Raw genomic sequence first — 13,025 nt, forward strand, 5'->3', positions numbered from 1 at the left:
AAGCGGAGGGCCGGCATGAGTTGGGTGACGGGTGTCGAGGGTTCCCCGTACGGGGTGCACAACCTGCCGTACGGGGTGTTCCGCACGGCCGACCGCGAGCCGCGGGTGGGCGTACGCATCGGGGAACTCGTGCTGGACCTCGGCGGCGCGGAGGCGGCCGGCCTGGTGCTCGCCGCCGGGGCGCTGGGCCGCCCCCGCCTGAACGAGTTCCTGGCGCTCGGCCGTCCCCAGTGGACGGCGGTCCGGCAGCGGATCACCGACCTGCTGACCGACCCGGCCCACCGGGCGGCGGTCGAGCCGCTGCTGGTCCCGCTGGCCGAGGTCGAGCTGCTGCTGCCGTTCGAGGTGGCGGACTACGTCGACTTCTACTCGTCCGAGCACCACGCCGCGAACGTGGGCCAGATCTTCCGGCCCGGCCAGCCGCCGCTGCTGCCGAACTGGAAGCACCTGCCGATCGGGTACCACGGCCGGGCCGGCACGGTCGTCGTCTCCGGCACGCCGGTGGTGCGGCCGCAGGGTCAGCGCGCCACCCCGCAGGGCCCCGTCACCGGTCCTTCGGTCCGCCTCGACATCGAGGCGGAGGTCGGCTTCGTGGTCGGCGTGCCGAGCCCGCTGGGCCGGCCGGTCGCCGCCCGCGACTTCGCCGACCACGTCTTCGGCGTGGTACTGGTCAACGACTGGTCCGCCCGGGACATCCAGGCCTGGGAGTACCAGCCGCTCGGCCCGTTCCTCGGCAAGTCCTTCGCCACCTCGGTCTCGGCCTGGGTGACCCCGCTGGAGGCGCTCGGCGCCGCGTTCGTCCCGGCACCGGACCAGGACCCGCCGGTGGCCGACTACCTGCGCGACGAGCCGCACCTGGGCCTGGACCTGAGCCTCACCGTCGAGTGGAACGGCGAGCGCGTCAGTGAGCCGCCGTTCGCCACGATGTACTGGACCCCGGCCCAGCAACTGGCCCACCTGACCGTCAACGGGGCGTCGCTGCGCACCGGCGACCTGTACGCCTCCGGCACGGTCTCCGGTCCCGAGCGGCACCAGGTCGGTTCGTTCCTGGAGCTGACGTGGGGCGGGACGGAGCCGGTGAAGGTGGGCGGCGGGGAGACCCGGACCTTCCTGGAGGACGGGGACACGGTCACCATCACCGCCACCGCGCCCGGCCCGGACGGTACGACCGTCGCGTTCGGCGAGGTGACCGGAACCATCCTCCCGGCGCACTGACCCGGCCACCCTCCCGGCGCGCCGGGCCGGCCCGTCCGCCCGGCCCGGCTCCGACACCCGGACACCGGGCGCAGCCGACCGTCGCCCGCCCGATCATCCTGACGTACGCCCCGTCCGTCGGGTCCCGCCGATGGGACGCGTCGTCGCACAGATCGTCCGATGGACACCCGCACCTCCCGCGTTTGATCGACCGGATTCCGTCGCTGTGCCGCGCCGGGCCGGGCCCGATCCTCCCCCGTCGGTCCCGGCCCGGCTGTCGGCTGGCGTCCGACGACAGGAGGGTGAGGATGAACGATCTCGCGGGCGCGGTCTGGCGTACCAGTAGCCGCTCGAACGACCAGGGCCTCTGCGTGGAGGTGGCCGACAACCTCGTCGACGCGCTCGGCGTGGTGGCCGTACGCGACTCGAAGGACAGGTCCGGCCCCACGCTGGCGGTGAGTCCCCCGGGGTGGACGGCGTTCGTGCGGGCGATCCAGGCGGGACAGTTCCACTCCTGACCGTCCACAGCCGCGCGCCGCGAGGGGCCTCCCGGGACGGAAATTCCACCCGAGGGGCCCCGTTCCGCGTTCACCCGGCGTACCGTCGACGCCGCGGGAGGTGGCATGTCGACTGTGTCGGTGACCCGGTCCATCGAGGCGCACGCCGTTGATGTCTGGCGCCTGCTCACCGACCTGACCGTCCGCACCCGGGCCACCCGAGGCGTCGAGGTGCTGACCGCGGGCGGGTTCGGCCCCGGCACCACCTGGCGGGAGATCCGGTCGCGACCCGACGGGTCCGCCCTGATCGAGGAGTTCGTGGTGATCGCCATGGAGCCGCCGCGACGGCTGGTGCTCAGCTCACCCGGTGCGGGGGTCGACTACCGGGTCACCTGGACGTTGCGCCCGGTCCGCCGGCGCGGTCGCGGGTGCACGCAGGTCACCGTCACGCAGGAGGCGGTCCCCACCGCGCCTTACGGGCGGGTCGTGGCACTTCTCCTCGGCGGGCTGGCCGCCCGGGCGGTCGAGGGCGCCCTGCGCCGGGACCTCGCCGACCTCGCCGCCGCCACCGGCGCCACGAGCGAGGCCGCCTGAGCCCCGAGCCGCGGGATCTCCCACGCGGGCCCGCGATCCCGGGCCGGCCCGTGCAACCTCACAGTTGCCGGGCGCGTCGCGCTGGGTAGGGTGCCGGGCGGAGGTGCGCATGGGGTTCCCGAAGGGCCGGCGACGGGTCGTCCTCGTGGCGGCGGTCCTGCTGGTCGCCGTCGCGGTCGCGGCCACCGTCTGGCGGGTGCTCGCCCCGGCCGAGGTCAGCACACCGGCGCGGGACGTGTACCCGGAGGCCCCGAACCCGGACCCGCGGGTGGTCGCCCGGCTGCCGGTGGCCCCGCTGGTCGTCGACGGCCGGCTCCGGGTGTACGCGGCACAGCGCCAGGTCTACGCTGACCGCCCGGTCGACCACCGCTACCGGACCACCCCGTACTGGTCGTACCGCCGCTGGCCCGCCGAACTGGCCGGGGTGGTGGCGAGCGGGAGCACGGTGGTGAGCCGCTGGTCGGACGGCCTGCTCGTGGCCCTGGACGCGCGGACCGGCCGGGTCGCCTGGCGGGCGGAGGGGCCGGCTCCGGCGCGGATGCCGGCGGTGCGGCGGACCGGGTCGGCGAGGGTGTGGAACCCGGAGGGCCTCTTCGTCGCCGCGGTCCCCGGTGGCGGGTCGGTGGTGGTGGCCGCCGGTGGTGACGCGTTGACCGCCGTCGACCTGACCGACGGGCGGCGCCGCTGGGACGCCGGGGTCGGTTCCGGCTGCCACGACGCGGTCGGCACCACGGCGGGGGGCCGGCTCGTGAGTGTCGACCGGTGCGAGGGACCGGCGACGGTCGAGTTCCGGGACGCGGGCACCGGCACGGTGGGCCGCCGGTGGCGCCCGGCGGGCGCGGGGGACGCGCTGGTCGCCACGCCGCTGGGCTGCCGTACGGGCCGGTCCGGCTGTGCCGGCCTGCGCACGGACGCCGGGTCGGGCGACGGCGCGGCCCGCGGGTGGCTGTTCGGCGACGGCGAGCCGACGGCCGCACCCGCCCTGGACCGGGCGGACAGTGTGCTCGCCGGTGACACCGCGATCGGGACGGTCGGCGGCAGCCTCGTCGGCCGCGATGCGCGGACGGGTGCCGAGCGGTGGCGGCGGGACGTCGGCGGGGCGCGGGTGCTCGCCGTCGAGCCGGACCGGGTGCACCTGGTGACCGACGCCAACGGCTTGCGGACGCTGGACGCGGCCACCGGGTCGCAGCGCTCGTGGTTCACGCTCACCGCCGGATCGGACGGAACGTCGTGGGCGCCGGGGGCCGCGTACGCGGTGGACGGCTTCGTGGCGGTGGAGCGGCTCCGCGAACCGGTCGACCCGGAGGCGGACGATCAGCGCTACTTCTTCACCTCCGAACCGGTGCTGCTCGCCGCGACGTGACTGTCGCCGCGCCCGGCTCGACAAAACGGACATAAGTTACCTATAGTCCCACTGTGCGTCTCCTGACTGCCCTGTCGGGCGCGATCCTGGTCCTCGGCGCCGCAGTGCCGGTGGCGGCCGCTTCCGCGCCCCGAACAGTCCGGTCCGCGCTCACCGTCGGCGTGGACATCACCGTCCCGGCCGCCGTCGATCTCGGTTCCGGCCTGGCCGGGGGGGCGCTCACCGGCTCGCTCGGCGTGGTGGAGGTGCGGGACGCGCGCGGGCCGGTCAACCCCAACACCTGGGTCGCCACCGTCTCCGCCACCGTCTTCGTCACCGGCGCCGGTGGCCCGCAGCGCACCATCACCCGCGACCGGATCTCCTACTGGTCCGGCCCGGCGACCCGCAGTACCGGCGGCGGCACCGTGGTGCCCGGCCAGCCCACCCAGGCGCAGGCGGTGACGCTGGACGTGACCCGGCAGGCGTTCCGCAAGACCTCCGGCAACGGCAACAACCAGGTGCGCTGGTCGCCGACGGTCCGGATCGCGATCCCCGCCGGGATCGTCGCCGGCACCTATCGCGGAACCATCACCCACTCTGTCGCCTGAAGAGTGATTTGTCCGAATCATGCCGTTATGAGAGTTTCGGGGACCTAGCGTAACGCTCATGAGGAAGCCACTTCTGACCCTGACCGCCGCCGCGGCCGCCGTGGTGGCCCTGGCGAGCCCCGCCGCGGCCGCGCCGTCCGGCGACACGATCGTCACCTTCACGGTCGCCACCGCCGACCTGAACATCACCGTCCCCGCCGCCGTGAACCTCGGCTCGGTCTTCGCCGGCAACAGCATCACCGGCGAACTCGGCAACGTCACGGTCACCGACGAGCGGGCGGCCCTGACCGCCACCTGGACCGCCACGGTCTCGGCCAGCTCCTTCACCACCGGTTCCGGCACTCCCGAGGAGACGATCGTGCCCGGCCTCGTGGAGTACTGGTCCGGCCCGGCACTCGCCACCAGCGGCACCGGCATCTTCGTCCCGGGCCAGCCCAGCCAGGCCGACGCGGTGACCCTCAGCGTCCCCCGGACCGCCTTCGCCAAGACCTCCGGCAGCGGCAACAACTCCGCCACCTGGGCTCCGGACATCCGGATCGCCGTCCCGAACACCGCGGTCGGCGGCACCTACTCGGGGGTGATCACCCATTCGGTGGCATGACCCGGCCCGCGCCCTCGCCCTGGCGGTGACCGTCCTGGTCACGGCCGGGGCGCCGGCTTTGGTCACACCAACCGCTGCGGCAGCCTCGCTGATCCGGGCCGGGGCCGAGCCCGCGCCGCGGGAGGCCGACGTGCCGGCGACCGCCGGTCGCTCCGGGGCGCCACAGCCCACCGGCACGCCGAGCCCCAGCGGCCCGTCGGCGTCGGTCGGGATCCGGCTCCTCGATGCACCCGTCAACCGGCGCGACGACACCCGGGCGCACAGGTACATCGTCGACCACGTGAAGCCGGGCACCACGATCAATCGCCGCGTCGCCGTGAAGAACTCGTCGGACATCGACCGGCCGATCGCCCTCTACGCCGCCGCCGCGGAGGTCACGGCGACGGGCTTCGTCTTCGCCCCGGACCGCACCGAGAACGAGTTGAGCAGCTGGATCCGGGTCGAGCCCGACCAGAAGACGCTCGCGCCCGACCAGGAGATCGAGGCGCTGGTCACCATCACCGTGCCGCGCAACGCCGAGGCCGGCGAGCGGTACGCGGTGGTCTGGGCGGAGGTCTCCGGTGCGGGCGACCGCAATGTGCGGCAGATCGGCCGGGCCGGCATCCGCGTCTACCTGTCCGTCGGCCCCGGCGGGGAGCCGCCCTCCGGCTTCGAGGTGGGTCCGCTCACCGGCAGTCGGGAGGCGGACGGCACCCCGGTGGTCACCGCCGAGGTGCGCAACACCGGCAGACGGGCGCTCGACCTGGCCGGCGACCTGTGGCTCACGGACGGGCCGGGCGGGCTGTCGGCCGGCCCGGTGAAGGCCGAGGCGAAGACCCTGCCCCTGGGCGGCAGCGCCACGGTCCGCGTGGTCCTGGACCGGCGCCTCCCCGACGGGCCGTGGTCGGCGAAGCTCGACCTCGCCAGCGGCTGGACCCGCCGCTCCGTCACCGGAACGGTCACCTTCGGGGCGGCTCCGGCGACGGTCAGCGTCGCCGCCGACCGGTCCGACGAGGTCCTGACCGGCGGCCTGGTCACGTCCGGCCTGCTGCTCGCGCTGTTCGCGGTGTACGCGTACCGGCGGCGGACCCGGTTCCGGCCCACCGTGCCGGCCGCCTGAGAAGACGTCCGGGCCGGTCCGCAGGGGGATGGCGGACCGGCCCGGTACCTGTACCTCGGGGCGTCAGCCGAGCGCCGACTCCGCCGCAGCCAGGAAGGCGTCGTTCTCGGCCGGCGTGCCGATGGTGACCCGCACCCCGTCGCCGGGGAACGGCCGGACGATCACGCCGCGCGACTCGCACGCCTTGCCGAACTCCACGGCCCGGTCGCCGAGCGGCAGCCAGACGAAGTTGGCCTGGCTGTCCGGCACGTCCGGGACGAGCTTGCGCAGCGCTTCGGTGACCCTGCCCCGCTCGGCCACCACCAGGGCGCAGCGGCGCTCCACCTCGTCGGCCTGGGCCAGCGCCGCGAGCGCGCCCGCCTGGGCGGCCATGCTGGTCGAGAAGGGCGTGACGACCTTGCGGACCGCCGCCGCCACGTCGGGCTGGGCGACCAGGAACCCGATCCGCAGACCGGCCAGCCCCCACGCCTTGGAGAGCGTCCGCAGCACCGCCACGTTCGGCCGGTCGGCGTAGCTGAGGCCGTCCGGCACCTCCGGGTCGGTGACGAACTCCCGGTACGCCTCGTCGATGACCACCAGCACGTCGTCCGGCACCGCGTCGAGGAACCGGTCCAGCTCGGCCCTGCGCACCGCCGTACCGGTGGGGTTGTTCGGGTTGCAGACGAGGATCATCCGGGTCCGGTCGGTCACCGCCGCGGCCATCGCCGGCAGGTCGTGCCCGTGCCCGGCGTCGTTGAGGACGCGTACGCTGGTCGCGCCGCTGGTCGCCGCGATGATCGGGTACGCCTCGAACGAGCGCCACGCGTAGAGCAGTTCGTCACCGGGCAGGCAGGTGGCCCGCACCAGGTGCTCGGCGAGCGCCACCGACCCGCAGCCCGTGGCGATCCGGTCCGGGTCCACCCCGTACCGCTCGGCCAGGGCCTGGCGCAGCGCCACCACGCCCATGTCCGGGTAGCGGTGCACCCCGGCGGCGGCCTCCGCGACCGCCTGCACGACACCGGGCAGCGGGCCGTACGGCACCTCGTTGCTGGCCAGCTTGATCGCCTCCGGCAGGCCCAGCTCCCGGGCCAGGTCGGCCGGGCTGCGGCCCGGTACGTAGTTGGGCAGCGCGTCCAGGTCGGCGCGGGTCAGCCGCGGCGCCGGCTGGGGACGTCCAGTGTCGGTCATGGGGTGTCTCCCGGGGGTGTGGTGCGGTCGTTCTTCGGGGCGGAGGTACGGGGAAGCTGGACCACCACGGTCTGCGCCCGCTTGTCGTGCAGGGCCTGCCGCATCGGGTGGTCGAAGAGCGGAGAGACCGCGTCGAGGAGCTGGAGCAGCAGGCCCAGGCCGCAGCAGTACCACAGCAGCGTGGGCAGCCCCAGCGTGTTCCACCGACGTAGCGCCCGGCCCACCCCGAGCGGCTGGTCGGCGGCGAGCGGCACGGCCTTGATGCCCACCAGCCGCTTGCCCGGCGTCTGCCCGCCGGCGGCCATCGGCGGCACCTCGTACGCGAGCCACAGCGCCGTGGCGATCAGCAGGATGACCACCAGCAGCGACTCCGCCTGCGCGCCGGGCTGGGGCAGCGGCTCGGACGTCATCTCCCCGCGCTCCACGCGCCGCCACCACTCGGCGAAGGTGGGCCGGAACTCCTGCGCCAGGCGCCAGACGAACCAGCCGTTGACGGCGGCGTTGAGCGCGAACACGACGGCGAAGTCGATCAGCCGGGCGACCAGTCGCGCCCCGTACCCGGCCAGCGGAAGTCCGTGCGGGCGGGGCTCCGGCGGCCGCCCCGGCCAGGCACCGGGCGGCCAGCCGGGCGGCACGGCGTACCCCGGTGGGGCGGCGTGCGGCGGCCAGCCGCCGGGGTGCGGCGGCGGACCGGCCACGGGCCCGGCCGGGCCGACGTGCCCGGCGGGCGGGTGGCCGGGGGCCGGGGAGACCGGTCCGGGGGCGGGCGCCGGCGGCGTGCCGGCGGGTTCGGCCGGCGGGGGACCCTCCGGCGGGGTGGCGTCGACCGGGATGGGCGCGCCGACCCAGCCCTCGCCGTCCCAGTACCGCCGGGTGTCCGGGTCGGCGGGGTCCACGTACCAGCCGGGTGCGACGCTCACCGGGCCGCCTCGTTGCGCTCACTCACTCGGCAACCTTAACGACGACGGTTTCCGCGAACTTGTCGTGGAGGCATTGCTGCCAGGGCTTGTCCCACAGCTGCCAGAACCCGTCGACGTAGCTGAGACCGGGGACCAGGGTGCCGGCGAGGTACTGCACCAGCCAGCGCCGGCCGACCGTGCGCCGGGTCAGCGGCCGGGCCGGATCCAGCGGGACGACTCGTAGCTTCATGATCTTCTTGCCGAACGTCTGGCCGTCACGCCGCAGCAGGTACTCCACGTGGTACAGCCAGTACAGGGCGATCACCAGGACGAACAGCCCGACGTAGGCCAGCAGCAGCGGCAGCAGGAAATCCTGGAAGAGCACGCGCGGGTCCGGCTCGACCGGTGTCCCGTCCGGGTTGGTCCGCGTCATCTCCCGGAACATCCGCAACCAGAGGACCAGGTAGACCGGGAGGAAGAACACCAGCGCGACGACCGTCGCCAGCGCTGCGTCGACCAGCCACGCCACCAGTCGATCGGGGAAGCTCGCGAGCGGGAGCCCGTTCGGGGCGAGCGCCGGAGGCGGCGGCACCGGCCCGGGCGGTCCGGCGTACCCCGGGGGCGCGGGCCAGCCGGGTGGCGCGACGGGCGCCCACTGGGGTGGCACCGCGTACCCCGGGGGACCGGCGGGCGGCAGCGAGCCGCCGGCGGCGGGCGGGGGCCCACCGGCCGGCGGCATCGGGTACGACGGAGGCTGCGTCACGCGGACAGTGTTACAGGTTGCCGCGCTTCTCCTGCTCCCGCTCGATGGCCTCGAAGAGCGCCTTGAAGTTGCCCTTGCCGAAGCCCAGGGAGCCGTGCCGCTCGATCAGCTCGAAGAACACCGTCGGGCGGTCCTGCACCGGCTTGGTGAAGATCTGGAGCAGGTAGCCGTCCTCGTCGCGGTCGACCAGGATCTTGCGGGCCTTCAGCTCCTCGATCGGCACCCGCACCTCACCGATGCGGGCGCGCAGCTCCGGGTCGTCGTAGTACGAGTCCGGCGTCTCCAGGAACTCGACGCCCGCCGCGCGCATCGCGTCGACGCTGGCCAGGATGTCGTTGGTGGCCACGGCGATGTGCTGGGCACCGGGGCCCTGGTAGAACTCCAGGTACTCGTCGATCTGCGACTTCTTACGGGCGACCGCCGGCTCGTTCAGCGGGAACTTCACCTTGCGGGTGCCGTTGGCGACGACCTTGCTCATCAGCGCCGAGTAGTCGGTGGCGATGTCGTCACCGACGAACTCCGCCATGTTGGTGAAGCCCATGACGCGCTTGTAGAACTCGACCCACTCGTCCATCCGGCCCAGCTCGACGTTGCCGACGACGTGGTCGACCGCCTGGAAGAACCGCTTCGGCTGGATGCCGGCGTCGATCATCGGCTGCCGGTCCACGATCGGGCCGCGCGCCACGAAGCCGGGCAGGAACGGGCCGCTGTAGCGGGACCGGTCGACCAGGGTGTGCCGGGTGTCGCCGTACGCGGCGATCGCCGCCATCCGGACGGTGCCGTGCTCGTCGCTGACGTCGTGCGGCTCGACCAGGCCGGTCGCGCCCTGCGCGGTGGCGTGCGCGTACGCGGCGTCGACGTCCGGCACCTCCAGGGCGATGTCGGAGACGCCGTCGCTGTGCTTCGCCACGTGGTCGGCGCCCTCGGCGTCCGGGTGGACCGCGCCGGTCAGCACGAACCGGGCCGAGCCGCTGGTCAGCACGTACTGGGCGCGGTCGCGGTAGCCCTGCTCCGGCCCCCGGTACGCCACGCAGGTCATGCCGAACGCGGTGGAGTAGTAGTGGGCGGCCTGCTTGGCGTTGCCCACCAGGAAGTGGACGTGGTCGAGCCCCTTGACCGGGAACGGGTCGTGGCTGATGTCGTGGTCGACGGCGCCGACCAAACGGTCGACGTCGACCTCCTCGGTCGACTGGGGTCGGTCGATCGCCTGGGTCATGGTTGCCTCCCTCGCGTACCGGCCGGCCGCGCGGGCCGACGCTGTGCTCTTCCCGCGAATATCGCCGTGCGCGGGCTCACTGGGCAACTGTCCCGGTTCTGGCTGGTCAGGTTGCACAAGGAGTAGAGTCCTGACCCGTGAACACTGGTCAGGATGTCCAGCTCGACGGGCTCGACTCGCGGTTGATCGAACTGCTCGCCGAGGAACCCCGGATCGGCGTGCTGGAGTGTTCCCGCCGCCTCGGCGTGGCCCGGGGCACCGTGCAGGCCCGCCTCGACAAGCTGGTCGAGCGGGGGGTGATCGGCGGTTTCGGGCCGGACGTGTCGCCGGCCGCCATCGGGTTCGGGGTGACCAGCTTCGTCACTCTGGAGATCAGCCAGCGGCACGGCCACGACCCGGTCACCGCCCACCTGGCGGCGATCCCGGAGGTGCTGGAGGCGCACACCATCACCGGCACCGGTGACCTGCTCTGCCGCATCGTGGCCCGGTCCAACGCCGACCTCCAGCGGGTGATCGACCAGATCGTCTCGTACGAGGGCATAAGGCGGGCATCAACGATCATCGCCCTGGCCGAACAGATCCCGTACCGCGTCCTCCCCCTGGTCCGCTCCGCGGTGCAAGGAAGGGCCCCCTGTTAACGCCTCCGGTAGTAGAAGGGTCCCTTGTTAACGCCTCAGGGCGTAGCGGCCAGGGCGTCGCCCAGCGGGGTGCGTCGGTAGAGGACGGCGCGGCCGGTTCGGGTACGCGTCACCAGGCCGGACTCGCGGAGCACCGACAGGTGGTCGCCCGCCCCGCCGAGGCTCAGGTTGAGCTGAGCGACGAGCTGGCTCGTGGTCGCGGGTACAGCCAACGCCCGCAGGATCGTCGCCCGGGCCCGGCCGACCAACCGGTCCAGCGCCTCGTCGGGGCGGGTCGGGTCGGGTGGCCCGAGGAGCTCGGCGACCCCGGAGGCCCGGTAGACGATGGCGAACGGCCAGGGCTGCTGGACGTAGTTGATCATCATGCCGAACACGGTGGGGACGAGGAGCAGCCCCTGCCCGGCCAGCGTGTACGTCTCCGGATCGCGGTCGGCCACCTCGATGTACCCGACCGCCCCGCCGGGCACCCACCGCAGCCGGGGGTCCAGGCCCGCGACCGCCGACCCCCAGCCGTACGCCAGGAGGCGCCCGGCCCGGTGCAGCAGGTCCCGTTCCAGGACGGCCCGCAGGCGCGGCCAGTCCGGCTCCACCAGGGTCGTCCAGGCCGCCTCGATGCCGACCGCGAGGCGGTCCACCACGTCCGGAGAGTCGTAGATCCGGCGGGCGTACGCCGGTGGGGTGCGGTGCCCGGCGAGATTGCAGGCCAGTTCCTCGCGGGCCTGCGCCAGTGGCGTCGCGCGGACCACCGCCAGTTCGTCGGCGAAGTCCCGGCCGGTGCCGTCCGGCGGCGGGTGGATGAAGTCCGCGTTGTACCCGCCCCGGCGCAGCAGCGCCAGCAGCGCCCCCACCGCCGGCTGTTGCCGCCGCAGTCGCTCGTACGCCGGCCGCACCCGGGCCACCCAGGGAGCCAGGCCGGGGGCGGTGTTCTGCCCGGCGCAGAGCCGGAGCGCGAACATCGCCTCACCGAGGGGCGAGATCGCGAACCGACTGGCCGCGACGTCGGCGGGAGTGACCTCGATCCGCACCGTCACCTCCTTGTTTCGCCCAGCAGCGAAAGGATAGAGGGGGTTTCGGCGAGCCGGCACGCTGACCGGGTGACCCTGACCGAAACCCGTCCCGCCACCTACCGGGACGTTTTCGCCGTCGCCGAGTTCCGGGTGCTCTTCGGCAGCTTCGGCGTGTTCCTGATCGGCGAGACGGTGAAGATGCTCGCCCTGTCCGTGCTGGTCTACGAGCGCACCGGCTCGGGGCTGCTCGCCGCGCTGGCGTACGTGACCGGGTTCCTGCCGCACGCGTTCGGCGGGGTGTTCCTGCTCGCGCTGGCCGACCGCTGGCCGCCGCGCGCGCTGATCGTCGGGTACGACCTGCTCCGGCTCGCCGTGGTGGTGGTGCTCGCCCTCGGCGTGCTCTCCCCGGGGGCCATGCTCGGGCTGGTCGCGGTCGTCGGCCTGTTCGGCCCGGTCAGCAGCGCCGCGCGGACCGCGCTGCTGCCGGAGGTGCTGCACGGCGACGCGTACGTCCTCGGGCGGTCCCTGCTCACCGTGGCGGCCGGCGGCACGCAGGTGGCCGGGTTCGCCCTCGGCGGGCTGCTGCTCGGCCTGGTCGGCCCGTACGGCGCGCTCTGGCTGACCGCCGCCACCTGCGGGCTGTCCGCCCTGCTCGTCCGCGTCGGGCTGGCACGACGCCCACCTCGGGCGCGACCGGACGGCGGAAACGCGGTGCGGGAGACCTGGCGGGTCAACCGGGCGTTGCTCGCCGACCGGCGCGTCCGGGGCCTGCTGCTGGCGCAGTGGCTGCCCGGCTCGGTGCTGGTCGGGGCGGAGGGCGTCGCCGTGCCGTACGCCGCCGGCCTCGGCGTCGACGCCAGTGCGGGCCTGCTGCTGATGGCAGCCGCGTTCGGGATGCTCGTCGGGGACCTGCTGGTGGGGCGGTTCGTCGCGCCGGCCCGCCGGGAGGCGTGGACGCCGTGGCTCGCGCTCCTGCTCGGCGTACCCATGCTGGCGTTCGTGGCCCGACCGGCGATGTGGCCGGCGGCGGCGCTCTTCGCGGTGGCCACCGCGGGCTTCGCGTACCAGCTCGGCCTGGCCCGCCGGTTCCTGCACGCGGTGCCACAGGAGCGGCGCGGGCAGGCGTTCGGACTGGTCAGCACCGGTTTGATGGCGGTGCAGGGGCTCGCGGCGGCGGCTGGCGGTGCGCTCAGCGAGGTGCTGGCGCCGGGCACGGTGATGGCGCTGGCCGGGGTGGCGTCGCTGGTGGCGACGCTGGCGCTGTGGCGGGTGCTGACGCCGCCGCGGCCGTGAGCCTGAGGTGTTAAAAAGGGGCCCTTCCTCTGCATCAGGCGTTAATAAGGGGCCCTTCCTTCCATCCAACGGCGTGCCGGGGGGCGTTTGTGGGGGGTGGTGGCTAG

At 74.1% G+C, this 13,025-nt stretch carries 14 protein-coding genes; 9 read left to right on the forward strand and 5 right to left on the reverse strand.

The window, feature by feature from the left end; translation table 11 throughout:
• Positions 1 to 15 precede the first annotated feature (15 nt).
• From fahA to ACN26Y_RS09585, 7 genes are all read left to right on the forward strand, one after another.
• Positions 16 to 1,215 carry a fumarylacetoacetase gene (gene fahA / locus ACN26Y_RS09555; RefSeq protein ID WP_155329948.1) on the forward strand — a complete coding sequence of 400 codons (1,200 nt, stop codon included), beginning with the start codon at positions 16 to 18 and terminating at the stop codon, positions 1,213 to 1,215.
• A gap of 287 nt (positions 1,216 to 1,502) precedes the next feature.
• Entirely contained in the window at positions 1,503 to 1,712 is a 210-nt protein-coding gene (locus tag ACN26Y_RS09560) for a DUF397 domain-containing protein (RefSeq protein ID WP_155329949.1), read from the forward strand.
• 105 nt (positions 1,713 to 1,817) lie between these two features.
• Positions 1,818 to 2,285: an SRPBCC family protein gene (locus ACN26Y_RS09565; RefSeq protein ID WP_155329950.1), complete on the forward strand. Its 468-nt coding sequence runs from the start codon at positions 1,818 to 1,820 to the stop codon at positions 2,283 to 2,285.
• Between the two features lie 109 nt (positions 2,286 to 2,394).
• Positions 2,395 to 3,648: a PQQ-binding-like beta-propeller repeat protein gene (locus tag ACN26Y_RS09570; RefSeq protein WP_155329951.1), complete on the forward strand. Its 1,254-nt coding sequence runs from the start codon at positions 2,395 to 2,397 to the stop codon at positions 3,646 to 3,648.
• 53 nt (positions 3,649 to 3,701) lie between these two features.
• Positions 3,702 to 4,235, forward strand: coding sequence for a hypothetical protein (locus ACN26Y_RS09575; RefSeq protein ID WP_155329952.1), 534 nt, complete (start codon positions 3,702 to 3,704; stop codon positions 4,233 to 4,235).
• A gap of 58 nt (positions 4,236 to 4,293) precedes the next feature.
• Complete coding sequence (locus ACN26Y_RS09580; RefSeq protein WP_155329953.1) at positions 4,294 to 4,836, forward strand: hypothetical protein; 543 nt, start codon at positions 4,294 to 4,296, stop codon at positions 4,834 to 4,836.
• Positions 4,837 to 4,966: 130 nt separating this feature from the next.
• Entirely contained in the window at positions 4,967 to 5,935 is a 969-nt protein-coding gene (locus ACN26Y_RS09585) for a hypothetical protein (protein ID WP_230688940.1), read from the forward strand.
• Positions 5,936 to 5,998: 63 nt separating this feature from the next.
• On the opposite strand, the gene hisC is transcribed toward ACN26Y_RS09585, so the two are convergent.
• From hisC to hppD, 4 genes are read right to left on the reverse strand one after another with little or no spacing between them, the layout of a single operon-like run.
• Entirely contained in the window at positions 5,999 to 7,102 is a 1,104-nt protein-coding gene (gene hisC / locus ACN26Y_RS09590; RefSeq protein ID WP_155329955.1) for a histidinol-phosphate transaminase, read from the reverse strand.
• Complete coding sequence (locus ACN26Y_RS09595) at positions 7,099 to 8,022, reverse strand: RDD family protein (protein WP_155329956.1); 924 nt, start codon at positions 8,020 to 8,022, stop codon at positions 7,099 to 7,101. Before ACN26Y_RS09595 ends, hisC begins: the two co-directional genes overlap by 4 nt.
• A 22-nt stretch (positions 8,023 to 8,044) precedes the next feature.
• Complete coding sequence (locus tag ACN26Y_RS09600) at positions 8,045 to 8,764, reverse strand: RDD family protein (RefSeq protein ID WP_230688941.1); 720 nt, start codon at positions 8,762 to 8,764, stop codon at positions 8,045 to 8,047.
• A 10-nt stretch (positions 8,765 to 8,774) separates the two neighbouring features.
• The gene (gene hppD / locus ACN26Y_RS09605) at positions 8,775 to 9,980 is read right to left on the reverse strand and encodes a 4-hydroxyphenylpyruvate dioxygenase (protein ID WP_155329957.1); all 1,206 of its coding nucleotides are present in this window, start codon (positions 9,978 to 9,980) and stop codon (positions 8,775 to 8,777) included.
• 137 nt (positions 9,981 to 10,117) lie between these two features.
• Here hppD and ACN26Y_RS09610 point away from each other — a divergent pair, with 137 nt between their 5' ends.
• Complete coding sequence (locus ACN26Y_RS09610; RefSeq protein WP_155329958.1) at positions 10,118 to 10,618, forward strand: Lrp/AsnC family transcriptional regulator; 501 nt, start codon at positions 10,118 to 10,120, stop codon at positions 10,616 to 10,618.
• Positions 10,619 to 10,653: 35 nt separating this feature from the next.
• On the opposite strand, the gene ACN26Y_RS09615 is transcribed toward ACN26Y_RS09610, so the two are convergent.
• Entirely contained in the window at positions 10,654 to 11,643 is a 990-nt protein-coding gene (locus ACN26Y_RS09615) for an ArsR/SmtB family transcription factor (protein WP_155329959.1), read from the reverse strand.
• Between the two features lie 69 nt (positions 11,644 to 11,712).
• Here ACN26Y_RS09615 and ACN26Y_RS09620 point away from each other — a divergent pair, with 69 nt between their 5' ends.
• Positions 11,713 to 12,918: an MFS transporter gene (locus tag ACN26Y_RS09620; RefSeq protein ID WP_155329960.1), complete on the forward strand. Its 1,206-nt coding sequence runs from the start codon at positions 11,713 to 11,715 to the stop codon at positions 12,916 to 12,918.
• Positions 12,919 to 13,025 lie beyond the last annotated feature (107 nt).

The sequence above is a fragment of the Micromonospora sp. WMMD558 genome (genome assembly GCF_049315255.1).
In the GTDB taxonomy this organism is placed as follows: Bacteria; Actinomycetota; Actinomycetes; order Mycobacteriales; family Micromonosporaceae; genus Micromonospora.